The 24,478-nt window shown below is 65.1% G+C and carries 27 protein-coding genes and 1 tRNA gene; 22 read left to right on the top strand and 6 right to left on the bottom strand.

Features of this window, described 5'->3' with window-relative positions:
- The 3 genes from HALRU_RS15725 to HALRU_RS10080 form a co-directional block, all read right to left on the bottom strand.
- Entirely contained in the window at positions 1-177 is a 177-nt protein-coding gene (locus HALRU_RS15725) for a hypothetical protein (protein ID WP_015301283.1), read from the bottom strand.
- A gap of 114 nt (positions 178-291) precedes the next feature.
- Positions 292-648, bottom strand: coding sequence for a VOC family protein (locus HALRU_RS10085; protein ID WP_015301282.1), 357 nt, complete (start codon positions 646-648; stop codon positions 292-294).
- A 159-nt stretch (positions 649-807) separates the two neighbouring features.
- The gene (locus HALRU_RS10080) at positions 808-1,083 is read right to left on the bottom strand and encodes a hypothetical protein (RefSeq protein ID WP_015301281.1); all 276 of its coding nucleotides are present in this window, start codon (positions 1,081-1,083) and stop codon (positions 808-810) included.
- A gap of 180 nt (positions 1,084-1,263) precedes the next feature.
- Between HALRU_RS10080 and HALRU_RS10075 the strand changes: the two genes are divergently transcribed.
- Positions 1,264-2,577 (top strand): acyl-CoA thioester hydrolase/BAAT C-terminal domain-containing protein, encoded by a 1,314-nt coding sequence (locus HALRU_RS10075; RefSeq protein ID WP_015301280.1) that lies wholly within the window; start codon positions 1,264-1,266, stop codon positions 2,575-2,577.
- A 131-nt stretch (positions 2,578-2,708) separates the two neighbouring features.
- The gene (locus HALRU_RS10070; protein WP_015301279.1) at positions 2,709-4,391 is read left to right on the top strand and encodes a GTPBP1 family GTP-binding protein; all 1,683 of its coding nucleotides are present in this window, start codon (positions 2,709-2,711) and stop codon (positions 4,389-4,391) included.
- A gap of 107 nt (positions 4,392-4,498) precedes the next feature.
- On the opposite strand, the gene HALRU_RS10065 is transcribed toward HALRU_RS10070, so the two are convergent.
- Positions 4,499-5,002, bottom strand: coding sequence for a hypothetical protein (locus tag HALRU_RS10065; protein WP_015301278.1), 504 nt, complete (start codon positions 5,000-5,002; stop codon positions 4,499-4,501).
- Between the two features lie 22 nt (positions 5,003-5,024).
- Positions 5,025-5,957 carry a methenyltetrahydromethanopterin cyclohydrolase gene (gene mch, locus HALRU_RS10060; protein WP_015301277.1) on the bottom strand — a complete coding sequence of 311 codons (933 nt, stop codon included), beginning with the start codon at positions 5,955-5,957 and terminating at the stop codon, positions 5,025-5,027.
- 191 nt (positions 5,958-6,148) lie between these two features.
- Here mch and HALRU_RS10055 point away from each other — a divergent pair, with 191 nt between their 5' ends.
- The 3 genes from HALRU_RS10055 (at position 6,149) to HALRU_RS10045 (ending at position 8,903) form a co-directional block, all read left to right on the top strand.
- Positions 6,149-7,114 (top strand): DUF106 domain-containing protein, encoded by a 966-nt coding sequence (locus tag HALRU_RS10055; protein WP_015301276.1) that lies wholly within the window; start codon positions 6,149-6,151, stop codon positions 7,112-7,114.
- Positions 7,115-7,386: 272 nt separating this feature from the next.
- The gene (gene cmk, locus HALRU_RS10050) at positions 7,387-7,962 is read left to right on the top strand and encodes a (d)CMP kinase (protein ID WP_015301275.1); all 576 of its coding nucleotides are present in this window, start codon (positions 7,387-7,389) and stop codon (positions 7,960-7,962) included.
- Positions 7,963-7,973: 11 nt separating this feature from the next.
- Positions 7,974-8,903, top strand: a complete 930-nt coding sequence (locus HALRU_RS10045; RefSeq protein ID WP_015301274.1) for an RNA-guided pseudouridylation complex pseudouridine synthase subunit Cbf5 — start codon at positions 7,974-7,976, stop codon at positions 8,901-8,903.
- A 27-nt stretch (positions 8,904-8,930) separates the two neighbouring features.
- Here HALRU_RS10045 and HALRU_RS10040 read toward each other — a convergent pair whose 3' ends face one another.
- Complete coding sequence (locus HALRU_RS10040; RefSeq protein ID WP_015301273.1) at positions 8,931-9,326, bottom strand: MaoC family dehydratase; 396 nt, start codon at positions 9,324-9,326, stop codon at positions 8,931-8,933.
- Positions 9,327-9,413: 87 nt separating this feature from the next.
- Here HALRU_RS10040 and HALRU_RS10035 point away from each other — a divergent pair, with 87 nt between their 5' ends.
- The 17 genes from HALRU_RS10035 to HALRU_RS09960 all read left to right on the top strand — a co-directional run bounded on the left by HALRU_RS10035 (position 9,414) and on the right by HALRU_RS09960 (position 24,208).
- Complete coding sequence (locus HALRU_RS10035) at positions 9,414-10,232, top strand: alpha/beta fold hydrolase (protein WP_015301272.1); 819 nt, start codon at positions 9,414-9,416, stop codon at positions 10,230-10,232.
- Positions 10,229-11,776, top strand: a complete 1,548-nt coding sequence (locus HALRU_RS10030; protein WP_015301271.1) for an AMP-binding protein — start codon at positions 10,229-10,231, stop codon at positions 11,774-11,776. Before HALRU_RS10035 ends, HALRU_RS10030 begins: the two co-directional genes overlap by 4 nt.
- Positions 11,777-11,888: 112 nt before the next feature.
- Positions 11,889-12,599 (top strand): helix-turn-helix domain-containing protein, encoded by a 711-nt coding sequence (locus HALRU_RS10025; RefSeq protein WP_015301270.1) that lies wholly within the window; start codon positions 11,889-11,891, stop codon positions 12,597-12,599.
- 263 nt (positions 12,600-12,862) lie between these two features.
- The gene (locus HALRU_RS10020) at positions 12,863-14,221 is read left to right on the top strand and encodes an ABC transporter substrate-binding protein (RefSeq protein ID WP_015301269.1); all 1,359 of its coding nucleotides are present in this window, start codon (positions 12,863-12,865) and stop codon (positions 14,219-14,221) included.
- A 4-nt stretch (positions 14,222-14,225) separates the two neighbouring features.
- Positions 14,226-15,047, top strand: coding sequence for an ABC transporter ATP-binding protein (locus HALRU_RS10015; RefSeq protein WP_015301268.1), 822 nt, complete (start codon positions 14,226-14,228; stop codon positions 15,045-15,047).
- A 67-nt stretch (positions 15,048-15,114) separates the two neighbouring features.
- A complete protein-coding gene (locus HALRU_RS10010; protein ID WP_015301267.1) occupies positions 15,115-15,813 on the top strand; it encodes an ABC transporter ATP-binding protein in 699 nt (232 codons plus the stop codon).
- Positions 15,810-16,910, top strand: a complete 1,101-nt coding sequence (locus HALRU_RS10005) for a branched-chain amino acid ABC transporter permease (RefSeq protein ID WP_015301266.1) — start codon at positions 15,810-15,812, stop codon at positions 16,908-16,910. The genes HALRU_RS10010 and HALRU_RS10005 overlap by 4 nt, the downstream gene beginning before the upstream one ends.
- 103 nt (positions 16,911-17,013) lie before the next feature.
- On the top strand, positions 17,014-18,435 hold the full coding sequence (locus HALRU_RS10000) for a branched-chain amino acid ABC transporter permease (protein WP_015301265.1): 1,422 nt from the start codon (positions 17,014-17,016) through the stop codon (positions 18,433-18,435).
- Between the two features lie 171 nt (positions 18,436-18,606).
- Positions 18,607-19,629, top strand: coding sequence for a 3-oxoacyl-ACP synthase (locus HALRU_RS09995; protein ID WP_015301264.1), 1,023 nt, complete (start codon positions 18,607-18,609; stop codon positions 19,627-19,629).
- Between the two features lie 83 nt (positions 19,630-19,712).
- Positions 19,713-19,783, top strand: a tRNA-Pro gene (locus tag HALRU_RS09990).
- Positions 19,784-20,134: 351 nt separating this feature from the next.
- Entirely contained in the window at positions 20,135-20,269 is a 135-nt protein-coding gene (locus HALRU_RS16130) for a hypothetical protein (protein ID WP_281098669.1), read from the top strand.
- A 112-nt stretch (positions 20,270-20,381) separates the two neighbouring features.
- Positions 20,382-20,909 (top strand): hypothetical protein, encoded by a 528-nt coding sequence (locus HALRU_RS09985; protein WP_015301263.1) that lies wholly within the window; start codon positions 20,382-20,384, stop codon positions 20,907-20,909.
- Entirely contained in the window at positions 20,899-21,192 is a 294-nt protein-coding gene (locus HALRU_RS09980; RefSeq protein ID WP_148680502.1) for a hypothetical protein, read from the top strand. The genes HALRU_RS09985 and HALRU_RS09980 overlap by 11 nt, the downstream gene beginning before the upstream one ends.
- Positions 21,182-22,060, top strand: a complete 879-nt coding sequence (locus HALRU_RS09975) for a DNA adenine methylase (RefSeq protein WP_015301261.1) — start codon at positions 21,182-21,184, stop codon at positions 22,058-22,060. The genes HALRU_RS09980 and HALRU_RS09975 overlap by 11 nt, the downstream gene beginning before the upstream one ends.
- Entirely contained in the window at positions 22,057-22,248 is a 192-nt protein-coding gene (locus HALRU_RS09970) for a hypothetical protein (protein WP_148680501.1), read from the top strand. The genes HALRU_RS09975 and HALRU_RS09970 overlap by 4 nt, the downstream gene beginning before the upstream one ends.
- Complete coding sequence (locus HALRU_RS09965) at positions 22,245-22,538, top strand: hypothetical protein (protein ID WP_148680500.1); 294 nt, start codon at positions 22,245-22,247, stop codon at positions 22,536-22,538. Before HALRU_RS09970 ends, HALRU_RS09965 begins: the two co-directional genes overlap by 4 nt.
- Positions 22,535-24,208, top strand: a complete 1,674-nt coding sequence (locus HALRU_RS09960) for a DUF7845 domain-containing protein (RefSeq protein WP_015301260.1) — start codon at positions 22,535-22,537, stop codon at positions 24,206-24,208. The genes HALRU_RS09965 and HALRU_RS09960 overlap by 4 nt, the downstream gene beginning before the upstream one ends.
- The last annotated feature ends 270 nt before the right edge of the window (positions 24,209-24,478 follow it).

Here is a 24,478-nt window from a genome sequence, read left to right as displayed (position 1 = left end):
CTAGAACCGGTGAATCTCCGTGTCGTCGTCTTCTCCAGGACGCGCCTGTGCCGCACAGTCTGCACAGAGTCCCAGCTCCGAATCGAAGTGGACGTCACAGACGAGCGCCCCGCAGTTCTCACACTGATGCTCCGCGGGCCGTGACTCGCAGATCTGGCAGAGGCCTTCGACGCTCATATTCCTCGCACGACGGCGACGGGCTTGAAAGCACGGTAGCCGAGGGACTCATCCCGGCCGATAACGGCACTGACTCGGGATCGAACGAGCGGGCGCTCGGTCCCGACGATAGCGCTAGGTCGAATCGAGACTGAACACCTCTATCTCGTTTCCCTCACTGTCGACGAAATGGAACGTTCGATAGTCGCCAAATTCGAGTATCGTTTCGTGGATCATCTTCGGTGCGAGCGATTCGATCCGTTCGTACGCGTCGTCGACGTCGGCGACTTCGAAATTCGGCACGCAATTGTTCCCGAATCTGGTCTCGTAGCCGTCGAAAGCGGCGTTGTACAGGCCGAAATCGACCGTTCCGAACGAAAAGATCGAATACCGTTCTTCTTCCTGTTCGGGTTCACTTTCGAAGAGCTCGCTATAGAAATCGACCGCCCGACCCATGTCTTCGACTCCAACGTAGACGGAGCTCAGTTCCACGTCGCCCTCACCTCTTTATCACTCACTGTCATTATCCGTCTCGATACGTCCCGCCGCCCCGTCAAAAGAATACCCCAGACGGCGAAACTAAAGCCCGCGCGACACTTCTTTCAGTATCGGACCGGACTGGTCACGCTCGATCGGTGGGCTGTCGGTCAGTTACCAGCTGTGACGGACGATGGCGAGCGAACTCGCGACGACGGCTCCCACACCGACGTAGTACAGGAGATGCACGACGGCGAGGGCGACCCACGAAATCCCGTGTTCGAGCCCGCCCCAGCCACCGAGGAATATCGCCCCGGCGATGCTGTCAGCGATCGTCCGTGGATCGACGAGCGCCGTCACCGCCAGCCCGTCGACGAGAACCGCGGTGATGATCCCTGGTAGCATCAACGCCAGTCCGAGGGCCAGATCCGATCGGTCAGGGGTGTGCATGGAGACAGTTTCCCGGTAGATTGCATGAGTTTTGTGTTCTGTGACATCTCGTTCGGCTTTCTGGCGATCCGGGTGGGGGCATGAACCGGCTCCGGACCGATTACCGACGATGGATCCAACGTCAATCGCACAACAAATTTAACTCGATTGATGATAGTCTGTGGCCGAGGAAGATTTCGTATGAGTCGACTGCCGCCGACTAGACGAGCGATCCTGGCTGGGGCCGGTAGCGCCGTGACCGCTTCACTTGCCGGATGTGCGCTGACAGGAGATGAAGGTTCCGGGGGTGATGGGGTCGACGAGGAGTTCATCCTGACGTTCCACCACCCGGAAACGGTCAGAAGCGACGAACCCTTCGATATGACGATCGAGGGACTGCCCGCGAATACCGAGGTAGACGTGGTCGTTGAGAGTGCAGATGCCGAGGGAACGATTTTCGACGGCCGAGCGACGATTCGAACCGACGACGGGACGGTCACCCTCTCGGAGGCAACTGTGGTGAGTGACCGGACAGATGCGCTTTCGGGGACGGTCCCCGAAGGGGTCGAAGTTCCGCTCACCGTGGCACTCGTCCAGTTCGCCGAACAGTCGTTGCACTTCTACACGCCACCACGAGAGAGCACACCGACGTACCGCGTCGAAACCGACGAAGGGGTGTTGGGAGAGACGAAGCTAACCCGGCGGTTTCCCGACGTCTCTGCGGGGATCGAGCTCGATCACCCTGATCTCGTCGGCTGGGTGTACGAACCGGTTGATAGCCAGTCGGGTCCTGGCGTCTTGCTGTTACACGGAAGTGGCGGGAGTCCAATGCGGACCACCGCCGCCCTGCTGGCCGAACATGGCTACACGGCGGTCGCTCTCCAGTACTTCGATGCGCCGCCCCTCTCGGAGGCCCTCAGCGAAGTACCGCTTGCGTACATCGAAACCGCCGCTGAGTTTCTCCGCACGTTCGAGACAGTAGGTAGCGAGCAGATTGGGTTGTACGGCGGTTCCAGAGGTGGTGAACTCGCACTACTTGCAGCCAGTACATTCGACGGGTTCGGACCAGTCGTCTCGGTTGCGGGGAGCGGCGTCGTCTTCGAAGGCAGCGACAACGGTCTGCCCACTAACACATCCACCTGGACCCACGACGGGGAGCCGGTTCCATACATTCCATTCAGGGGGGTCGATTCCCTCGAAATGGCTGACGAAGCGGACCTGCAACGGGCGACGATCCCGGTTGAGGGCATCGATGACCGGGTTCTGCTGCTCTCCGGAGCGGACGATACACTGTGGCCATCGGCAGCCCTCCAGCAAATTGCGGCCGATCGGCTCGCGGAACACGGGCATTCGGAGTTCGAACACGTCGTCTACGAACAGACGGGTCACTACTTTATCGAACCATACGTGCCGATAATGGGTGCAACCGAGCACGGTGGCGAGTTGGCAGGCTGCGCAATTGCCAGCCACGACCATTGGCCGAAGGTGCTCGAGACCCTCTCATCGCTGAAGTAACTCTTTTCGACGACGTTACGGGCGATCGGTACTGGGATATTCCCGAGTCGGGACGAACGCGGCCACAGTCCCAGAATGCTAGCACGCATCACTGGCGAAGATTTTTCCTGTGTGAGTGGGTACCGAACTGTATGTCCCGTGACCGGGCCCTGTTGCAGCGGGCCCTGGACCGTGGCGAGGAGGACGGTGGCAACGTCGAATTCAAAGAGCGTCTCTCCCGGCACGTCCACCTGGCGGAGGGGCGACGCGAGAGTCTCGCAGCGCAGTTGCGCCATCGCGTACTCTCCGGTGACGGAGAGGCGACCTACGTCGTTGGAGTCACCGACAACGGCGGCCTCGCCGGCATCTCGCCGGACGCGTTCTCCGAGTCGATGGACGTCCTCTCCCTGCTCGCCGAGGAAGCCGATGCCCACATCGAAGACGTCCAGACGTGGGGCGTCGACCGGTCCAACGTGGGGGCGGATTCGTCCGTCGAGGACGGGAAGGACGCCGCGTCGGAGGGAGCCGGTGAGGCCGACTCCGCGAGTGGCCTCGTCGGCGTCGCGACGGTGTGTGACGGCGCGGTTCTCGAGACGGACACCGAACACGTCGTCGTCGGCACCGCCGGCCACGTCGACCACGGCAAGTCCACCCTCGTCGGCTCGCTGGTGACCGGCCGGGCCGACGACGGCGAGGGCAACACGCGGAGCTTTCTCGACGTCAAGCCCCACGAGGTCGAACGCGGCCTCTCGGCGGACCTCTCCTACGCAGTCTACGGGTTCGACGACGATGGCCCAGTTCACGTCCGGAATCCGAACCGCAAGGGCGATCGCGCGGCGGTCGTCGAGGAGGCGGATCGCCTCGTCTCGTTCGTCGACACGGTCGGGCACGAACCATGGCTGCGGACGACGATCCGCGGCCTCGTCGGGCAGAAGCTCGACTACGGGTTACTCACCGTCGCGGCCGACGACGGGCCAACCCGCGTCACGCGCGAACACCTCGGGGTCCTCCTCGCGACGGATCTGCCGACCATGGTCGCCATCACGAAGACGGATCTCGTCGAGGACGAGCGCGTCGAAGCGGTCGAACGCGAGGTCGAACGCCTGCTGCGCGACGTCGAGAAGTCGCCGCTGTCGATCGAGCGCCACGGCGTCGACGCGGCCGTCGAGGAGATCGGCGAGACGGTCGTTCCGATCGTACGCACGAGCGCGGTCACGACCGCGGGCCTCGATACGCTCGACGAACTCTTCGACCGACTCCCCAAGACCGCCGGCGAGGACGGCGCGTTCCGAATGTACGTGGATCGCTCCTACTCGGTGACCGGCGTCGGCGCGGTCGCTTCGGGGACGATCAAGTCGGGCGAAGTCGAAGCGGGCGACGAACTGCTCGTCGGGCCGATGGCCGACGGCGGCTTTCGCGAGGTCGAGGTCCGCTCGATCGAGATGCACTATCACCGCGTCGACCGGGCCCGGTCGGGCCGAATCGTCGGCATCGCCCTGAAGGGAATCGCCGAGTCGGCCTTAGAGCGCGGGATGGTCCTCTTGCCGGCCGACGCCGATCCCGACCCAGTCCGGGAGTTCGAGGCCGAAGTGATGGTGCTCAACCACCCGACTCGCATCGGCGACGGCTACGAACCGGTGGTTCACTTAGAGACCATCGGCGAGGCAGCCGCGTTTCATCCAGACGACGGACGCCTCCTCCCCGGGGACTCCGGGACGGCCCGCGTTCGATTCAAGTTCCGCCCGTACCTCGTCGAGGAGGGCCAGAAGTTCGTCTTCCGCGAGGGCCGCAGTAAAGGCGTCGGGACGGTGACCGACGTGACGCCAGTCGGGTAACTGTGACATCGGGCGGACGGACGTGACACTGCTTGGATAGCCGTGACACTGCTTGGGGAGTCGTGCCACTGGTCCGACGGTCGTGACTTCGGCCGTCTGGTACTCATTCAGGCCCGATAGCCGTCGCAGATGCGTTCGACATTGTCGAACGCGACCGCCCAGTCGAGAATTCGACGAATCCGGTCGGTCCAGTGCGCTTCGAGCTGGTCGCCGTGTCGGCGCCTGGCCGAGCGTGGGATCGCGTCCGCGTCGTCGAGTCGAGCGAAGAGCGTGTTCGGTGTGAGCGGATCGTCGGCCGCTTCGAGCGTGCCAATCACCTCGTCGGCCCCGAGGACGCGATCTCGGAACGTCGACCCGAAGCTGGGTCGACCGAGGGTGGCAGACCGTCCGGTACGTCGGTAGCCATCGGGTTCCGCTGCAGCGAGTTCGAGCGCGCGACAGAACGTCAGCCAGTCGCCGGCTTCGTCGCGTGTTTCGACGGTCGTTTCCGCCATCACGCGGGCACAACAGTCCAGATTCGGCTCCGGCGTGCTCGGAAGCGCCGATCGTACCCGCTCGAGCGTGTCGAGCGGGTCGTCGGTCGGCGGGTCGGGAAGCGGTTTGAATTGCACGGGCCGGTCCTCCAGGGGTGGATTACAGGTCGAAGGATTCGACGAGCACGTCTTCGTGCGTCTGGCCGAACGTGTGTGTCTCGCCGCCGATCACGTCGACGGTTACGGTCGCGGGGCCAAATAGTTCGGCCGGTGCGTCGTCGAAGTGCCAGTCCATTCCCTCGAAGATCTCGACGAAGGGCACGCCGTGGTCGGCCGCGGCGGTCGACGTGATCGCGTCGAAGTCGTCGAACGGTTCGCGGACGACCAGGTGAGCGCGCCCGCCGTAGGCCAGCGCGCTGGTCGTTCGGGCGATGGCCGTGCCCTCGTCTCCGGCCACGGGGGCAACCGGTGCGCGCCCGCTCGCCGAGACGATGTCACGCGGGTCGTACCCCAGTTCGGCCAGCCGGTAGGTCGAAAGCTCTGCGGCTCTGGCGGCGTTCGTTACGCTGCCGACGAGACTCGCGCTCGGGTACGCCAGCAGGAAGACACCGCTGGGCTGGACGTCGGCGAACGCGGCGACCTGATCCGCGGCGGCTTCGGTCGGGTACTGGTCGGTCTCGACGGCGAGTGCGGTCAGATCGAACGTCTCCGAGTAGCCGATCCGATGGAAGACGTCCTCTTCGCCGACGAGCGCGCGGGCTGGCCCGCTTCCGAGTCCCTCGAAGTCCTCTGTCGCGAGTTCCCAGCCGGCTTTCTGCGCACAGAGCAGCGACAGGGCGGGCTGGTCGGTCGAGAGTTCGACGTACGGCACCGTCGCACTGCCGACGGTCCCGAGCTCGCGACGGAGCGTCGCGAGGCCGGCGGTCTGGATCTCGGCGAGCAACAGCCCGGCCTCCATCCCGCCGGGGTGATCGATACCGAAGTCGAGGATGGTCGACTCGGAGTCGAGCTCGGTGACGCCGACGTTCAACTCCTCGGCGTACTCGAGCGCTTCGTCGACCAGCTCGATCGCCATCCGATTCAGTTGGTCCATGCGGGCCCTACTGGCCCCCCGGTAAAACAGTTTGTCAGATAGATCGAGTCACGAGGGCTGTCTCGAGCGGGAGAGCGGTCGTCGAGCCGTTCGAACAGGCGGCTCCGGTTCGAACGAGGGGACGTCGAGACCCGCTGGCCCGTGACCGAAGAAAAAGGCTTGTATACTGGAGGTGGCCTAGGCTCGAACGAATGACCCGTACGGTGGAGAAAGTGAACTCGCTCCTTCGCGAGGACGCGGAGATGGAGTCCGCCCTCGAATCGATCAGGGAGCACGCGGACGAAAACGGGGGCGAGGTCGCGTGGGGCGACGTCAGCGACGACCTCACGAGCGGCCAGTGGGGCCGAATCATCGAACAGGGCGTGCTGGTCGATGGAAATGGGGGCTTCGAGATCGCCGATCGCGAGGCGTTCGACGAAGCCCTGGATGGCGATGGAGACGACCAACCGCTCGGCGGCGTCGAGATCGATCCCGAGGCGTCGAAGTGGTCCCAGTGGGACAAACTCGCCGGGCTGACGGCACTCTTGCTGATGATCGGCTACATGTCTGGGACCGTCCGCAACGCCGTCGGGAACACGATGAACGTGTTTCTCGGTCCGCTCGACGCGAACCTGCCGTTCTACGCCGTCATCCTCTCGATCTCCCTGCTGACCGGGCTGGCCTCGGCCCTCGTCCAGTCGAACGTCATGGACCCCGAACGGATGGGGAAGTACCAGAAGCGCATGCAGGCCGTCAGCGAGCGGACGAAGGAGGCCCAGAAGGCGCTCAAGGAGGCGAAAGAACGCGACGCCAACGAGGCCGAGATCGAACGCCTCCAGAACGAGGTCGACCGCGTCCAGAAAGAGCAGATGGAGTCGATGGGCGAGAACCTCGGTATGTTCAAAGAGCAGGGCCGGATGATGGTCTGGTCGATGCTCTTTATCATCCCGCTGTTCCTCTGGATGTACTGGAAGCTCCGTGTCTCTCCGTCCGCACCGCAGGCGGTCAGTGGCATGGAAGCCCGGATGATCCTCCCGATGATCGGCGAGACGTCGTTACGTGACGGCGCGCTCGGTCCGATGCCGGCCTGGATTATCTGGTACTTCCTGTGTTCGATGGGCTTCTCGCAGGTCATCCGCAAGGCCCTCGACATCAACATGAGTCCCACCACGGACTGAAGTTCGCTGGTCAGACTTCCTTCTTCGATCTGTTCTACACCGAACGACGTTCATCTGTCCGTTGCCACCGACTCTCGATCACCGGAGCGTGAACCGAGCGTCGGCCCACCGTCTCACTCCACGTTCGTGATCCACGGTTGATGGTGTGTGTGTGAGATTTTGTTTGTGTATGAGCTACTGGGTGGGTGGTGAGCGGTGTTCCACCGCTACCGCCGTACGCGGGACGAACGGCGATTCAAAACCCCTTTCAGGTCCCCCCGCGCACATCGGGTATGTTACTGACCGTCTCCGGCCCACCCGGGAGCGGAAAGAGTACGACGGCGGCCTTGCTCGCCGAACACTTCGACCTCGAACACGTAAGCGGCGGAGACATCTTCCGTGAACTCGCCGACGAACGAGGCTACACGCCACTCGAGTTCAACAAACTCGCCGAAGAGAACGACTCGATCGATCGCGACCTCGACCGGCGTCTCCGCGAGGTCGCCGTCGAACGCGACGACCTCGTCCTCGAATCTCGACTCGCCGGCTGGCTCGCCGCTGAACACGCCGACTTCAAGTTCTGGCTCGACGCACCAGCCCCGGTCCGTGGTGAGCGCATCGCCGAGCGCGAAGAGAAGGATCCGGTGGCTGCAACGGAGGAGACGCGGGCCCGCGAGGCCAGCGAGGCCCAGCGCTACGAGGAGTACTACGGGATCGACATCGAGGATCTGAAGATCTACGACCTCTCGGTCAACACGGCCCGCTGGACCCCCGAGGCGGTGCTCGATATGCTCACCACCGCCGTCGAGGAGTACGACGCCGACGGTGACGAGGGCCTGGCTCCCGTCGACCTCGACGTCGACTTCTGACTGCCTCACCCATGTCACTCCGTGACCCACCCGACGACCGGTCGATCGCGTCCCTGTTGAGCTTCGGCGTCGTCAACCTCGACAAGCCGCCTGGTCCCTCGTCGCACCAGGTGAGCGCCTGGATCAGAGACGCCGTCGACGACCGCCTCGCCGAGGCCGGTCACGACCCGATCGGACGAGCGGCCCACGCCGGGACGCTGGATCCCAAGGTAACCGGCTGTCTCCCTGTGATGCTCGGCGACGCGACCCGGCTCGCCCAGGTGTTTCTCGAAGGGGCCAAGGAGTACGTCGCCGTTCTCGAGTGTCACGGGCCGGTTCCAACCGACGTCGAGTCGACGCTCGCCGAATTCGAGGGGCCGATCTACCAGAAACCGCCTCGAAAGAGCGCGGTGTCGCGCCGTCTTCGCGTCCGGGAGATCTACGACATAGACGCGCTGGAGATCGAGGACCGTCGGGTCCTCCTGCGAATTCGCTGTGAGAGCGGAACCTACGTCAGGAAACTCTGTCACGACCTGGGCCTCGCACTCGGAACGGGCGCGCACATGGGCGATCTGCGGCGGACGGCGACCGACCCGTTCGACGACCGCGATCTCGTCAGCGCGACCGATCTGATCGACGCGCTCGCCTTCTGGATCGAGGACGACGAGCCGGACCCGCTCCGGTCGATGGTGGATCCCGCAGAACGCATCCTGTCGGACCTGCCGGCGGTGACGATCGCGGAGAACGCGGCGGCGGAGGTCGCCAACGGTGCACCGGTCTACGCGCCGGGGGTCCTCGACGTGGACTCCGGGCGCGATGGGGCGGACGGCGATTCGCGAACTGACGCGCCACTCGTCGCCTGCTACACGCCGAACGGATCGGCGGTCTGTCTGGGTAATCTGATCGGCGACCCGGATGCCGAGTCTGGAACGGTCGTCGAACTCGAGCGCGTGCTGGTGTGATCGGTAGTCTCGTCGACGAAGCGACCGTCACTCGTGTTCGAGCGAGAGGACGACGGCTTCGCCGGTGACGACGACGCCGTCCTCGGTTTCTGCGGTGGTTTCGACGCGCAGGCGGTCGCCCTCGATCGGTTCCAGCACGTCGGCCGTCGCCGTCACCGTGTCGCCGGGGTAGACGGGCGCCTCGAAGCCGAGATCCTGTGAGACGTAGACGATGTCGCCGGGGAGCGACGCGAGTGCGCTGGAGACGACGCCGGCGGCGAGCATCCCGTGAGCGATCGGTTCGCCGAAGAAGCCGTCGCTCGCGTAGTCGGGGTCCGTGTGGAGCGGATTCTGGTCGCCGGTGATGGCTGCGAAGTCACGGATTCGGTCCTGGGTGACGGTCCGACTGGCCGAAGCGCTGTCGCCAGGGCTGGCTACGGGCATACGTTCCCTTTCGACCCGACCGGCCTGTAGCCGCGGGTTGATATTCGAACGACGAGGTACTTTTCCGAACGGTGTGTACGAAGAGACATGCAGACCACGAAACACGACGGGGTCGAGCTGGCCTACGACATCGCGGGGCCGGAAGATGGCGACCCGGTCGTCTTCCTCGCCGGACTCGGCTACGGTCGCTGGATGTGGCGCTGGCAACGGGAGGGGCTCTCCGACGAGTACCGGACGGTCCGGATCGACAACCGGGGTGCGGGCGACTCCGATGCGCCATCGGGGCCGTATACGATCGCCGAGATGGCGGGCGACGTCGAGGCCGTCCTCGATGCCGAGTCGATCGACCGTGCCCACGTCGTCGGCGCGAGCATGGGTGGGATGATCGCCCTGCGATACGCGACAGATTTCGACCGGGCGGCGACACTTTCACTGCTCTGTACGTCTCCCGGCGGTCCCGACGCCATCCCCGTTCCCGAGGAGACCCAGCAGGTCATGTTCGACGTACCCGAGGGCGCCGACGAGCGCGAGACGATCACACACCGGATGCGACCGGCCGTCTCGGAGACGTTCTACGCGGAGCATCCGGAACTCGTCGAACGGATCGTGGACTGGCGCCTGGAGAGCGACGCCAGCGACGCGGCTCGTGAGGCACAGGCTGTCGGCGTCCTGCAGTTCGACGCGAGCGACGAACTCTCGTCCATCGACCTGCCGGCACTCGTCGCCCACGGGACGGCGGATCGCGTGCTCCCGTTCGAGAACGCGACGCTGCTGGCCGAGGGGCTCCCGAACGTCACCCTGGAACGGTTCGAGAGCGCCCACCACCTCTTCTTCATCGAGGAAGCCGACGCGGTGACCGAGCGGGTGCGTTCGTTCCTCGAAACCCACCCGCTGGGGGACGCATGACGTGGGGCGAGCCGGCCTACGAGTGGGTGGGTGACTGGACCGGGAAACGGGCGTCGCTGTCGCCCGATCGGACGGCAATCGTCGACGAAGGCTACGGCGAGTCCTACACGTACGCCGCCCTCGACCGCCGGGCGAACCGGACCGCCCGACTGCTCGAGGCAAACGGCGTCGTCGACGGGAGCCGCGTCGCGCTGGTCACCCGGAACCGCATCGAGATGATAGACCTCTTCGCGGCCTGCGGCAAGACCGGCGGGGTGCTCGCGCCACTTTCCTACCGACTGGCGCCGCCGGAACTCGCCGAGTTGCTGGAGTTGATCGATCCGCAGTTGCTCGTGATCGAGTCGCCCTACGTCGAGCGGCTGGAGCACGCCATCGCCCGGGCGTCCGTCGAACCGACGGTCCTCGAGATAGAGACCGACGAACCTGCCGGCGGCTGGGGAATCTACGACGACGAACTTCCAGCCGACGGGAGTCCCGTCGCGTCGTGCGAACGGTCACTCGGGGATCCGCACCTCCTCCTGCACACCGGCGGTTCGACCGGCACGCCGAAGGAGACGACGATCACGCACGGCTCGATCCACTGGAACGCGTTCAACACGATCACCGCGTGGGGGCTGCGGCCGGACGACATCGCGCCGATGGTGTTCCCCTCGTTCCACACCGGCGGCTGGAACGTCCTCACGTTGCCGATCCTCGCGATGGGCGGGACGTTGCTCATCGACCGCGAGGTCGATCCCGGGCGCGTGCTCGAACAGGTCGAGTCTGAGGGGGCGACGGTGCTCGTCGCGGTGCCGGCCGTCCTTCGGACGATGGCTCGCCACGAGGACTGGGCGTCGACGGACCTCTCGACGCTTCGGTTCGCCAAGAGCGGCGGCGGTCCCTGCCGGGACTCGATCGTGCAGGCCTGGCGCGAGCGCGGCGTCGACCTCACGCAGGGCTACGGATTGACGGAGATCGGGCCGAACAACTTCGCGATGCCGGACGAGTTCGAGCCCGAAAAGGTGGCGAGCGTCGGTCGGCCCGCGCCGTACGTCGATGCACGGATCGTCGACGAGGACGGCTCCCCCGTCGAGCACGGCGAGATCGGCGAACTCGAACTGTCCGGGCCCCACGCGGCCGCCGGCTACTGGGGCAACGAGACGGAGACGGCCGAGACCTTCGGCGAGGGCTGGATCTCGACTGGCGATCTTGCCCGCGTCGACGAGGACGGCTACTACCACATCGAGGGTCGAAAGAAGAACATGTTCGTCAGCGGGGGTGAGAACGTGTTTCCGCCGGAGGTCGAAGACGCGGTCGCCGACCACCCGGCCGTCGAGGAGGTCGTCGTCATCGGCGTTCCCGACGAGACGTGGGGGACCGTCGGCAAGGCCGTCGTCGAGGGCGACGAGTCGCTGACGATCGAGGAACTCGAGGCGTTCCTCGACGGGCGGATCGCCCGGTTCAAGATCCCGGCCGCACTCGCGTTCGTCGACGAGATGCCCACCAGCGGCCCGTCGAAACTCGATCGTGAGGCGATCGCAGCCGAATTCGGTGAGTCCGCATGAACGGTCAGTTTCTCCGGGGAGAATCGATGGTTCTTCGACACAGCGGGACTGTCACAGTCGGTTCCGTCGAGGACGAGCAACACTTAACCGCGTTCGTCCGCACTAGAGTGTCATGATCGACGTCACGATGGACATGGAGCAGTACGACTGCCCGTTCATCGAGACCACTGACGACCACGACGTGACCTTCCGTGCGTTGCAGTGGGATTTCGATTCGGCCACCCGCGAACTCGAGACGCGGATGATGGTCGAGGGCCGGAGCCGCAACTCGCTCGAGTCGGGCCTGTCGACGCTGCAGACGCACGGGAACATGCACCAGTGCGAGTTGTTCAAAAAGCACGACGACGTCGCACTGATCAAGACGACGATCGCCGAGACCAACGCCATGCGCGTCATCCGGAACAACGGCGGATTCATCACCGGCCCCTTCGAGATCGAAGCCGGTAGCGAGCGCTGGGAGGTCGGCTTCGACGATGCAACGGTCGCCGACGACACGCTCGCCGAACTCGAGGTCAACAACGAGTTCACCGTCGAGGAGCGCCACGGCCTCGAACTCGACCCGATGTTCGACCTCATGAAGAACACCGACGCCGCCGAGACGCTGCTCGAAGCCTGTCGCCAGCTCTCCGAGACGGAACGACAGACGCTGGCCGTCGCGGCCGAGAAGGGCTACTTCAACCAGCCTCGCGGCGCCACCCTGCAGATGCTGGCAAACGAGTTCGACGTCTCCGACACGGCGGTCTCGAAGAACGTTCGCCGCGCAGAGCGTAAGATCCTGAAACGCGTCGTCGACGCGATGGACACGATCGAAGACACGCGTTGAGGCGCTCTCTCTATCCTTTTTCTCCCTCTCCCTCTCTCCCTCTTCTCTTCTTTTCTCGCACCCCTTCTCTCCTCTTCTCTTCTTTTCTCGCACCCCTTCTCTCCTCTTTCTCTCCTCCGCTACCCACTCTTTCTTGCCTCTCTCAACTGTCTGACGCCGTCCTCGTCCCGGAGCTATCGACGGAATCCGACCCGAGCGCCCGTCGAAGGTTCGCATATCAACCCCGCCGGCTTTGCAGGGTAAGGAACCTTAAACTCTAGTGTATGGTAAAACGTCTCGACAGACGGACGGTGCTGCGGAGTACAGGCGCCTTCGGGGCGGCCGGCATGGCGAGCCTCGCTGGCTGTATCGCCGATCCCGGAGACGGTGGCGGCGGTGGCGGCGACACCTTCAAAATCGGGGCCCTGCAGCCGACGTCGGGCGACCTGGCGTACTACGGCGAGATCAGCCTGATGGGCTTTTACTCCGGCCTCGCGCATCGATACGGGGCTGACCCGGTCGAGAGCGTGGAGACGGGGACGTACGAGATGGAGACCGACGACGGACCGACGTTCGAGTTCGTCGTCCAGGACACCGGGTTCGATCCGAGCACGGCCCAGAGCGTCGCCGAGGACTTGATCATCGACGAGGACGTCGACCTCCTGTTCGGTGCCTCCAGTTCCGATTCGGCGCGCCAGATCTCGACCAGCGTGCTCACCGAGACGGACATTCCCTACGTCGTCGGCCCGGCCGCGGACGCCGACATCACCGTCTCGAACGACTACTGTCACGAACAGTTGTTCCGCGCGAGCGAGCACACTGCGATGGACGCCCGTGCGGGCGGCCGGTACGTCGCCGAGCAGGGAGACGTCTCGACCGTCGCGATCTTCGCCGCCGAGGGTGCCTTCGGTGAGGGCGTCGCGAGCAATTACACCGAAGTGCTCGAAGGCGAGGGGATCGACGTGCTGGAGCCACGCTTCGTCGAGTCCGGCTACAGCGAGTTCGGCGGGCTGTTCGACGAGGCTGTCGAGCAGGGGGCCGACGGGGTCGTCGGCGGCTTCACGTTCGCGACGCTGCCCGAGTTCCTGCCGACGGCGATGGAGTACGACGAGATGCAGGCGTTCGGCGGCTTCGCCGAACTGGTGACGAACCAGGTCATCGGCTCGACGATCGAAGCGACGCTCGGCGAGGGATTCACCGAGCAGGACATCAAGGACGCCCAGCTGGGGCCGTTCACGACGCGCTACCACTGGAACCAGTACGACAACCCGATCAACGATTCGTTCATCGACATGCACGTCGACGCCTACGGCATCGTCCCCGACCTCTTCAGCGCGGGGACGTTCGTCGGCGGCTCGGCGGTCGGCCAGGCCATCGACGAGTCGGGCTCCACCCAGGGCGCCGATGTCGCCGCGGCCATGCGCGGGATGACTGTCGAGGAGACGCCGAAAGGCGAGGGTGCGTACACGTTCCAGGAGCACAACAACCAGGCGGCCTCCTCGATGACCGTCGCCTGGCCCGTGCCGACGACCGACGAGTGGGCGGATTCGTGGGACGCCGCAGTCATGCCGGGTGAACCGGTCGAGACGTACGCGGCCGACGAGGTGATGGTACCGGCCAGCGAATCGAGCTGCTCGCTTTGAGACCATGCTCCTCTCGACTCACAACCTGACGAAGGACTTCGGGGCCATCACGGCGGTCGAGGGCGTCGACTTCACCCTCGACCACGGTGAGCTGTGCTCGGTCATCGGGCCGAACGGAGCGGGGAAGACGACCTTTTTCAACCTGCTGACCGGTGCCCTCGAACCCACCGCCGGACGGATCGAGTTCGCGCCGACGTCGCGGTCCGACCCCGTCGACATCACGGACGCGCCGACCCACGAGACGGCGTTGCTTGGCCTCCATCGCTCATATCAGATCACGAATGTTTTCCCGACGGTGTCGGTTCTGGAGAACGTCCGGATCGCCGTGCAGGCCCACCGTGGGCGCGACTCCTGGCAGTTCTGGCGCAACGCGAACGCGTTCGACGACCACGTCGCGGAAGCCGAATCGATTCTCTCCCGGATCGGCCTCGCCGCCGACGCCGCGGAACCCGCGGAGAACCTGAGCCACGGCGAGAAGCGCACGCTCGAGATCGGCGTTGCACTCGCCGGCGACCCTGACCTCCTCCTGTTAGACGAGCCGACGGCCGGCGTCTCGAGCGAAGACGTGGGCACGGTGACGGACATTATCGAAGACGTCGCTGCCGATCACGCGGTCATGCTGATCGAGCACAACATGGACGTCGTCATGGACATCAGCGATCGGGTCGCCGTCCTCAACCAGGGCGAACTGATCGAACAGGGCGAGCCGGAGACGGTTCGCAACAGCGATGCGGTCCAGCGCGCGTACCTGGGTGGCTACGATAGTTCCGGCGGTGCAGTCGAATCGGACGACGACGCGAACGGCGACGTCGGGGTGAGCGCCTGATGTGTCGGGCCGATGCGGTCGCGATCGTATCACAGCGAGCAGTCGTGGCGCCTGCGGAGGGCCGACCATGAGCGTGCTCGAACTCGAAGACGTCCACACGTACTACGGCGAGAGTCACGTCCTGCAGGGCGTGGACCTACAGGTCGAGGCGGGTGAGATCGTCGCCCTTCTCGGGCGCAACGGAGTCGGCAAGACGACGACGCTCCGATCGATCCTGCAACTCACACCGCCGCGGGAGGGGACTGTCAGGTTCGCAGGCGAGGACGTAACCGGCCTGGCGACCAGCGACGTCGCGAACCGCGGTGTCGGGTGGGTCCCGGAGGAGCGACGCGTGTTCGGCTACCTCACCGTCGAGGAGAACGTCCGTATCGCCGTCGGCCCGGACGGCGAGTACGAGTCGCTCAGAGACGAGATCTTCACGCTGTTTCCGGATCTCGAACGGTTCCGGGACGAAGAAGCGCGCAACCTGAGCGGTGGCCAGCAGCAGATGCTCGCCATCGCCCGCGGAATGGTCGGTGACAACGATCTCCTGCTCGTCGACGAGCCGAGCGAGGGACTGGCGCCGATGATCGTCGAACAGGTCGTCGACGCGCTACGCGAAGCCTCGGCGGAGACGACAATGATCCTCGTCGAACAGAACTTCCCGCTCGCGATGGACCTGGCCGACCGGTTCTACCTGCTCGATCAGGGGACCGTCGTCGAGTCGGGATCGACGGAGGGCGTCACCGCGGACGACGAACGAATCCGGAGGTACCTCGCGGCATGATCGGGACACTGTCTGGGTTCCTCGCGGGACTCGCTGTCGTCCCTGAACTCGCCGCGATAGTGTCGTTTGTCGACGTGCCGCTGGCGCTCGGCGGAGTCGGCGACTTCCTGGCTCGACTACTCCAGCCCGACACGCTCGTCCGGATCCTCCTCGAAGGGATGGGTAAGGCGGCGATCTACTTCATGATCGCGGTCGGGCTGACACTGGTGTTCGGCCTGATGGGCGTCCTCAACTTCGCTCACGGTGCGTTCGCCATGCTCGGCGCCTACGTCGGTGGGATCGTCCTCGTCGGGACGATCTCGGCCGGTTCGGGTGTCGGTACCCGTCTCCTGCTGTTCGTCGTCGCTGCGGGCGTCGTCTTCGCGGTGATGGCGGCGTTCGGCGCCGCCGTCGAGACGAAGCTCGTCAGACCGATCTACGACCGGCCGCCGACGTACCAGATCCTGCTGACGTTCGGGATCGGCCTCGTCCTCGAGGAACTGTCCCGGATCGTCACGACGCTGCGAGGTATTCAACCCGAACCGACGTGGTCCGCTGCAGCGGGAACGATCCCTGCCGTCCTCGAAGGATCGATCGATATCTTACAGGAGACGCTCGGTATCAACGTCAGGGCCTTCTATCTCTTCGCCGCGGCGGGCGGCATCCTCGTCGCAACTGCGGTCTGGCTCTTCCTGACGCGGACCCTGTACGGACTGTACATTCGCGCGGGGAGCGAGGATTCGGAGATGGTCGAGGCGCTCGGCGTCGACGTTCGCCGGGCGTTCACGGTCGTCTTCGGGATCGGAACCGGCCTGGCCGCCCTCGGCGGGGTCTTCCTCACGTGGGATCCAACGTGGGGCCCGAGCGTCCTGCTCAACATCGACGTGCTCCTCTTCGCGTTCGTGGTCGTCGTCATCGGCGGCCTCGGCTCGTTCAAGGGGACGGTCGCGGCAGCGCTCGTCGTGGGCGTCGCCGACTCGTTTACGACGTGGCTGTTCCACACCGGGATCGTCACGTTCCCGGGCCTCCCCGAAGTGACGATCTTCCTGTTGCTGGTGGCAACGCTCGTCGTCAAACCGCAGGGACTCTACGGGGTCGAGGAGGTGGGCGGCCATTAGCTCCCCTCGACGCGACGCGGGTGACCCACCTGCAGCCGACCGCCGATCGCTGGTCCGGACGGACGGTGGACAGGAACCGGACTCCGGGCGAACGCCATCGAACATGACTGATTCGACGAATGACGGAACCGGACGGACGGCAACGACGGATCGTTCGACGACCGATAGCGAGTCTACTCGGACGACGCCAACCGGCGAGGTGGAGCGGCTGACTCCCGAGGGCGACTCCTCGCCGGCCGATGCAGCGGCGGACGAAGCCGACAGTTGGCTTCACCTCTATGCGCGCGACCACCTCTCTCACGCGGCGGTCGTCGCGCTCTTCGTAGTGTATCCGCTCCTGTACGCCCAGCTGACGGCCATTCCTGCGATCGACCTCGTCGTCGCGACCGTCGATCCCGGCGCGTTCTTCGACGCGTTCCTCCCCGCGACGACGTTCGTGATCGCACTGTTCTTCCTGGGGCTGTTCGCGATGAGCTTCGACTTTATCAGCGGCTACACCGGGTACCTGTCGTTTGGCCACGCGGCGTTCTACGGCGTCGGTGCCTATGGCATTATTCTGGCGGCGAACGGCAAGGTTCCGGGACTCTCCCCGGAGACGCCGTTCATGGTTACCATGATTTTGGCAGGCCTGGTCGCGTTCGCCCTCGCGCTGGCGATTGGCCTCGTCTCGTTCCGGCTCTCGGGGGTCTACTTCGCGATGATCACCCTCGGCGTCGCCCAGGTGATCTACGTCCTGGTGCGCAACTGGGACTACGCCGCCGGGAATCCGCTGAGTGGACCGAGTCACAACGGACCTACCCCGGAGATCGGGATTCCGTACGTCGACTCGCTCTCTGTCGCGATCGGACGGCTGGCCGGCGACAGCTTCGAGAACGTGTTCGGCCTCGGGCTGGACCTCTCGGCGACGTGGGTATCCTACTGGGCAATCGGGCTCGTCGTCCTCGTCTGTTACTTCGCGATGCAGCGGATCATCCACTCGCCGTTCGGCCGGGTGATGATCGCCATCCGCGAGAACGAGGAGCGTGCCCGCGCCGTGGGCTACAACGTCTTCTGGTACAAGATGGTCGCGTTCGGCTTCAGCGCCTTCTTCGCGGCGATCGCCGGCGCGCTCTTCGCCGGTTTCTCCAACAACGCCTCGCCCGACGACACGTTCTACTTCCTGGTGACCGCCGACGCGCTGATCGTGACGATCATCGGTGGCATCGGGACGCTGGCCGGGCCGCTGTTCGGCGCCGGGTTCTTCCAGTGGCTCGAGGACGTGCTGTCGGCCGAACAGGGCGGGCTCGCCCCGTACCTCCGGGAGACGCTGGGCGAACCGATCCTCTCGACCGAGGTCCTCGGCGTGACGCTCGGCGACGTGATCAACTCCGCGGTCGCCGGACGCGCGCCGCTGTACCTCGGCATCGTCTTCGTCGCGTTCGTCCTGCTCGTTCCGAACGGGCTGCTCGGGAGCCTCCGGGATCGACTCGGTGGGACCGTCGCGAAGCGGTTGCCAGCCGTCCTGGAGCGATATCGCCGCCGGTAGCGGCCCATCCTGACCCGCCGTCGTTCTCTTATCAACGTCGCCGCTCAAGTACCGTCCACTCCTTTCTTGAGTAATGACGGATCCGTCCGATCGATCAGCCGCTTCGACCGCGAGCAGCGGGTCACCGACAATCGTTCGCAGCGGAACAGCCGACTCACCGTGGAGGATGCGATGACGACCGTCGGCCTCACCGGCTACGGCCGGTACTTGCCCGAGTCGGTCCTGACCGGGGCGGAGATCGCGGAGGCGAGCGGGATTCCGGAGTCGGTCGTCGTCGAGAAGATGGGGCTCTCGGCAAAACGGGTCTGTCGGCCCGGCGAGGATCACGTCAGCGACATGTCGGTCGCGGCCGCCGAATCGGCGCTGACCGACGCGGGCGTCGATGCCTCCGAACTGGACATGGTGCTCTACCACGGGAGCGAGTTCAAGGATCACGTCGTCTGGTCGGCGGCGGCCGACATCTGCGAGCGAATCGGTGCCGACGAGGCGTTCGCGACGGAGAGCTACACGCTCTGTGCAGGCGCACCGATCGCCATCAGACAGGCGAGGGCCCAGCTCCAGGTCGACCACGTCGATCGCGTCCTGCTCGTCGCTGCGAGTCGGGAGGAGAGCCTCGTCGACTACGAGAACGAGCGCTCGTCGTTCATGTTCAACTTCGGCTCCGGCGCGAGTGCGATGGTGCTGGAGTCGGACCCGGGCGAGCGAGCGCGGGCACTGGTCCACGAGAGCGCTGCTCTGACCGATGGCTCGTTCTCCAGGGACGTGATCATGCCCGCCGGCGGCTCCGTCGAACCGGCGAGCCACGAGAGCGTCGATGCGAGCCGACACACCCTCGACGTCCCCGATCCGGACGGGATGAAGGAACGATTGGCCCCGGTGTCGTTACCGAACTACCTCACGGTCGCCGATACGGCGCTCGATCGATCCGGCTTCGGCCGTGAGGACCTCGACTTCGTCGCCGTCACGCACATGAAGCGGTCGTTCCACGAGACGCTCTTCGACGAACTCGGCCTGGACTCCGCGACCGATGGCCACTACCTGGACGAGTACGGGCACGTCCAGAGTGTCGACCAGATACTCGCACTCGAGGAGGGGCGCCGAGCGGGGTTGCTCGAATCGGGTGATCTGGTCTGCTTCCTGGCGGCGGGGACAGGTTACACCTGGGCGGCGACCATGCTGACGTGGCTCGGGTGAGCGTCGCCGAACCCGCAGTCTGGTTGGGTGTGATCGCGCTCAAACGACACGCTTAAACGGCAACCGGCCGTCGATCCGGGTACGGGACCGTGGGGTAGTGGTATCCTCTGCGGATGGGGTCCGTAGGACCCGAGTTCGACTCTCGGCGGTCCCATTAGAAATTTTATAGGTGTTCAACACCAGAGCGTTCAGCACCTTCTACCGTCCGAAAATCCAATTCTCGGGTTTCTGGTAGTTCGTGGCCGTTGTCATGACCTTCGGAGGTGGTCGGCGTGAAGTCGTTGGCCGCCCTGGTCGACGAGATCGACGCCGACGAACTCCGCCGTCGACACTATGCTCATCCGACCGCGGAGAAGAGTCGAGAGTTCTTCTGCCCGGACTGTGGGCGCCGGTGTACGCGGCTCACTGACGGCGTTCAGGAAGTTGGTCACAACTGGGACTGTCCGCGTAGCATTCGATTACCCGGGTCCAGTCGCCAGGTCGCGACCGACGGAGGTGAGCGACTGTGACCGACGCGTTCGTTCCCGCGTCGGTGCTGTACGACGTGCAGACGCGCTCGACGTTCGTTCACCCGGCGAAACAGGCGAGCGACATCGAAGTCCGTGAGGCCGTCGAGAAGGCCGGAGGTGAGCCGGCGTGACCCGACTCGTCGAACGCGACGACTGCGAGCGCTGCGGCGATCCGGCCGCCGCGACGAGCCGCCTGTGTCCCGAGTGCGTTCGCGAGGTGCGGAAAGCGCGAGGTGATCTTCCGTGAGCTCGCGAGCGAGCCTCGGCGAGATCGAGAGCCCGAAGGCCAGCGGTGACGCGATCGAGGCCGACGTGATCCAGGCGGTCGACGCGTTGGGCTACGTGGGCGACGCGACGGCCACCTGGCACGACGCGGAGACAACCGGCCTCCTCGAACCGTCGACGACGCTGCCGTTTTACGGGATCGTGGTCGTCGAGCCGGAGACGCCGATCGAGATCAAAGCCTGCCAGGTCCGGACGAGCAACGGTTCGCGGTCGACCCGCGGCCGGTTCTACGTCAAGCGTCGCGCACACGAGCAGCTGCTCGATGCGGCCGGGATGTACCTACTCGCGGTGTACGTGCCCTGGCCGGGCCTGCCGAACGTGGCGCGGGCGATCGTGCCTGCGACGCTCGTCGACGAACTCCTCCGCGGTCGGTGGTACGATGTCGACGCTGACCGGTCCGAGCAGGAGGTCGCGCAACTCGCGTGGTCGCACGTGATCGACCCGGAGACGGTCGACGAATCGCGAGGTGGTCGCCGTGTCGAGTGAGGAGACGGGGCGCCGGCACTACCTCTATATCGGCCAGTCATGGGGGAGGAAAGCCGAGGAGAACGTCGAGGAGTGGGGCCTGCAGGACGTTGAAACCCTACTGCTGGCGATGCAAGAGGAACAGGGAGAACTCGCTCAGGCGTTCCTCGAAGCTGCCTACGAAGGTGGCGACCCAGAACGCGTCGCCGAGGAACTCGCAGACCTTGGCGCGCTTTGCTTCCAACTCAGATGGTCGCTGAACGACTGTCACGGGCAGCCAGGAGGTGATCACCGTGTCGAGTGATGGGCTCGAGCGAACGGGCGCGTTCCCGTACCCCGGTTCCAAGGGGCGACTCGCGACCTGGATCATCGAGCAGTTCCCGGCGCATCACTGCTACGTCGAACCGTTCGGCGGCAGCGCTGCGGTCATGCTCCAGAAGCCGCGTAGCACGGTCGAGATCTTCAACGACCGCGACAGCGATATCGTTCACTTCTACGAGACGCTTCGCGATCGCGAGGCGGAACTCGTCGAATGGCTTTCGAACACGCCGTTCAGTCGCGACCTGCACCGGAAGTACGCTCACCAGTTTTACGCAGGCTACCGACCGGCTGACGACCTCGAGCGAGCGGGTCGGTGGTTCTACCTGCGGAACACGCAGTTTGCACAGAAGTATACCGGCTTCAGTGGCTTCCGTCTCTGCCAGGCCAGAAACCACGCGAGAGTCTATCGAAACCGGAGCGAAAAGCTCCACGCGGTCGCCGATCGACTGCGTAACGTCCAGCTGGCGAATCGTGATTACGCCGATCTGGTGGAGCGAACCGACGCCGAAGACACTCTGTTCTATTTCGATCCGCCGTATGTCGACGTTGGCGACGATCTCTATTCCCACGAGGGCGGGTTTGACCACGACCGCTTTACCCAGGTCCTCGACGAGATCGAGGGGAAGTGGATCGTCTCCTACACCGACCTCCCGCGTTCGCTCGAGGGCGAGCAATACGTGATCGAACGGTCGGCCCGCGGGACGATGCGGTCGGGTCAGGGCGACTGGGAGCAGGAGAACACTGAGCGCCTGGTGACGAACTTCGATCCGGACGCGACGGCCGGACTCGTCGACGATTCGACCCACCAGCAGACTCTCGTTGCCGCGACCGATGGAGGTGAGCAGCGGTGACCCGGTGTTTCGAGTGTTCTGACCGGGTGAACCCGCGACTCGCGACGGTATACGTTCCGCCGGACGAGGGTGTCGGTCTCACCCTGTGCGTGGGCTGCCAGACCGCGTATCCGAAGGCGCGGCAGTACAAGCCACGCCGGCTGCCGAACCAGTCGCGCACGCCGATCAAGGCGGGTGATCTGCCGTGAGTGTGGAGACCGATCGCGACTTGGGCGCCGAGCTCGCGAGTCCGCGAGCCGGTCACCGCGGCATCCCCGTCGACGCGATCTGCACGGGCTGCCAGACGGTCCACGTCAAGCGCGTCCGGCCGTCGGAGGTCACGAAGACGACCGATGCGGACCCGGTGACGCTCGACGCGAGGGCACTCACGTCGTTCAAGCACGTTTGCTACCGCTGCCAGACCGCGACGTGGTGGAACCCGACGGCGGTCCTGTCCGGGTTGGTCGAGACCGAGCGGGCCGCGGAGGAGGACCGATGAGCACGATCGAGGCAGTTGAGCCCCAGACCCACGAGGTCGCGCTCAACTACATCTTTGCGGACGATGGGCTGAACCCCTATTTCGCCTGTTTCCAGTCGATCAAGACTGGCGGCGGGTCTCGAACGGGTGCGTTCAAACTCGATGGCGAGCAGTGGAAAGCGACCCTGTACTACCAAGAGAGCGGTATCTGCCATCCGGGCGACGAGACACCACAGGGAACGCCGATCGCGATCGACGAGATACGGGAGTATCGCCTCGCGATCGAGCGCTCGTCGGATGAAGACCCGATCGAGAAACAACGGCTGAACGCCCACCTTTCCCCACGCTGGCAGGGAATGGAAGTCGAGAACAGCTACGGCGAGCGGTCGGAACTGTCGATTCCGACCGGGATCAGCGAGGCGGTGAACGTCCGCGTGCAGGGCAGTAACGTCGATGTGTTCCGGTATCAGGATCTCGTCGCGCGGGCGTTCCAATCCGTCGATATCAGCGCCGGCTACTTCGAGGATCCACACGAGTACTCGAACGTCCAGGACCTGGCCCGGTACGTGCGCGTCGACGACGACCGGAGCGGTCCGGTCCACGCCCGGGATGGGCCGATCGCGAATCTCGGCCACTTGCTCGAATCCGATCGGACTGGCTACCGGAAGGTCGTCCAGAACGATTGCGACGAAGACGGCGAGACCGTGCCCGGCTACTATCACACGGTCACGCTCGGTCCGGAACGCGTCACCGAAGCGTTCCCCGGCCACCGTGCACCCCGCGAGATCAAGCACTACAAGTCCCGAGAGTACAAGTCTCTCGAATCGAGTCACCCGATCAAGAACCCGAAGGTCGAGGTCTCCTACCAGGCGAGTCGGTGGGACGAGTCGGTCGGTGTCGATCCCGAGAGCCTTCGCGATCTCGTCCGTCAGCTCGACGAGACCTTGCTCGCGGTGCTGGCAGACGCGGGGATCAACGTTCATCCTCAGGACGGGAGCGGTGGCGGTGGGCCGTTCGTCGAGGATCGCTATTTCGACCCGTCCCGCTCGATCGAGCGCGAGCTGGTCGAACTCAACTTGACCGAGATCCAGTCTCACCAGGAGTCGGTCGTGATCCGTCACCTGGCAGACGGCGGATTCTCGCCCGTCGAGTGGGAAGCGCTCGAATATCTCGTCACCGACGGCGGAGAGGTCGCCCCGAAGGATATCGCCGCCGCCGAAGGCCGTCACGAGGATAGCGTTCGCCGTGCGCTCAACCGCATCCCCGAGCTCGTCGAGAGCGAATACGGCCGGGTGTCGCTCCGGTCGAACCACATCGCCGAACTCGTTCACAACGCGGTGCAGGAGGCGAAAGACGCGACTCGACGGGCGGTCGAGGCGGGCGCGAAAGCAGTCGCCGCGGCCGACCGTGGGCTCGACGAGACAACGAGTGCGCTGATGGCGTGGTGCGCGAAGCACGGTGTCGATGTCGACGATCGAGCCGACGCCCGCCTGAAGATTCGACTCGGTGACGTCGCCTCGACGCACGACGCCCGGCGCCGGCTCAGCGAAGCCTATCGCCTCTGGTGTGACGCCGGGAAAGACCCGGTTCGGTTCCGCCAGGCCCAGGTCGAGGTCAACGGCGGACTGGCCGCCGCTCGCCGGTATCTCGACGCGAATCGCGGCCGCGCCCGGTACGTGCAGCACCGATAGCGCGGCCCTCGTGAGAGGCATCACTACTCTGACCCCTTCTTTTCGGCACTCGCGCGACAGATACGACCGGGTTTCGGCCCGATCGGCACGATCGTCCCGCTCCTCGAGCTCGCCGTTAGCTCATCGGCGCCCGGCCGGGCCGACCGCAACTGTCGGGGTTCCCCTTAGGGGTGTGGGTAAGCCCACAAAATCAAACAACCCCCGCCGCCGCACCGCGACCGCAGGCGAAGCCGGAGGGAGCGGGGTACCCGTTCGCGCCCCTTGCGGGCG

The organism is Halovivax ruber XH-70 (assembly GCF_000328525.1).
Taxonomy (GTDB): domain Archaea; phylum Halobacteriota; class Halobacteria; order Halobacteriales; family Natrialbaceae; genus Halovivax; species Halovivax ruber.
Note: the sequence above shows the minus strand (reverse complement) of the source record. Positions and strands in the feature narration are given on the sequence as shown.

What these genes read in the sequence shown, in the direction of transcription:
- HALRU_RS10025 (WP_015301270.1), top strand. Translation starts at nt 11,889, where the DNA reads ATGATCGACGTCACGATGGACATGGAGCAGTACGACTGCCCGTTCATC.
- cmk (WP_015301275.1), top strand. Translation starts at nt 7,387, where the DNA reads ATGTTACTGACCGTCTCCGGCCCACCCGGGAGCGGAAAGAGTACGACG.
- HALRU_RS15725 (WP_015301283.1), bottom strand. Translation starts at nt 177, where the DNA reads ATGAGCGTCGAAGGCCTCTGCCAGATCTGCGAGTCACGGCCCGCGGAG.
- HALRU_RS10030 (WP_015301271.1), top strand. Translation starts at nt 10,229, where the DNA reads ATGACGTGGGGCGAGCCGGCCTACGAGTGGGTGGGTGACTGGACCGGG.
- HALRU_RS10070 (WP_015301279.1), top strand. Translation starts at nt 2,709, where the DNA reads ATGTCCCGTGACCGGGCCCTGTTGCAGCGGGCCCTGGACCGTGGCGAG.
- HALRU_RS09995 (WP_015301264.1), top strand. Translation starts at nt 18,607, where the DNA reads ATGACGACCGTCGGCCTCACCGGCTACGGCCGGTACTTGCCCGAGTCG.
- HALRU_RS10080 (WP_015301281.1), bottom strand. Translation starts at nt 1,083, where the DNA reads ATGCACACCCCTGACCGATCGGATCTGGCCCTCGGACTGGCGTTGATG.
- HALRU_RS10035 (WP_015301272.1), top strand. Translation starts at nt 9,414, where the DNA reads ATGCAGACCACGAAACACGACGGGGTCGAGCTGGCCTACGACATCGCG.
- HALRU_RS10005 (WP_015301266.1), top strand. Translation starts at nt 15,810, where the DNA reads ATGATCGGGACACTGTCTGGGTTCCTCGCGGGACTCGCTGTCGTCCCT.
- HALRU_RS10010 (WP_015301267.1), top strand. Translation starts at nt 15,115, where the DNA reads ATGAGCGTGCTCGAACTCGAAGACGTCCACACGTACTACGGCGAGAGT.
- HALRU_RS10000 (WP_015301265.1), top strand. Translation starts at nt 17,014, where the DNA reads ATGACTGATTCGACGAATGACGGAACCGGACGGACGGCAACGACGGAT.
- mch (WP_015301277.1), bottom strand. Translation starts at nt 5,957, where the DNA reads ATGGACCAACTGAATCGGATGGCGATCGAGCTGGTCGACGAAGCGCTC.
- HALRU_RS09960 (WP_015301260.1), top strand. Translation starts at nt 22,535, where the DNA reads ATGAGCACGATCGAGGCAGTTGAGCCCCAGACCCACGAGGTCGCGCTC.
- HALRU_RS10045 (WP_015301274.1), top strand. Translation starts at nt 7,974, where the DNA reads ATGTCACTCCGTGACCCACCCGACGACCGGTCGATCGCGTCCCTGTTG.
- HALRU_RS10075 (WP_015301280.1), top strand. Translation starts at nt 1,264, where the DNA reads ATGAGTCGACTGCCGCCGACTAGACGAGCGATCCTGGCTGGGGCCGGT.
- HALRU_RS10040 (WP_015301273.1), bottom strand. Translation starts at nt 9,326, where the DNA reads ATGCCCGTAGCCAGCCCTGGCGACAGCGCTTCGGCCAGTCGGACCGTC.
- HALRU_RS10015 (WP_015301268.1), top strand. Translation starts at nt 14,226, where the DNA reads ATGCTCCTCTCGACTCACAACCTGACGAAGGACTTCGGGGCCATCACG.
- HALRU_RS10055 (WP_015301276.1), top strand. Translation starts at nt 6,149, where the DNA reads ATGACCCGTACGGTGGAGAAAGTGAACTCGCTCCTTCGCGAGGACGCG.
- HALRU_RS10020 (WP_015301269.1), top strand. Translation starts at nt 12,863, where the DNA reads ATGGTAAAACGTCTCGACAGACGGACGGTGCTGCGGAGTACAGGCGCC.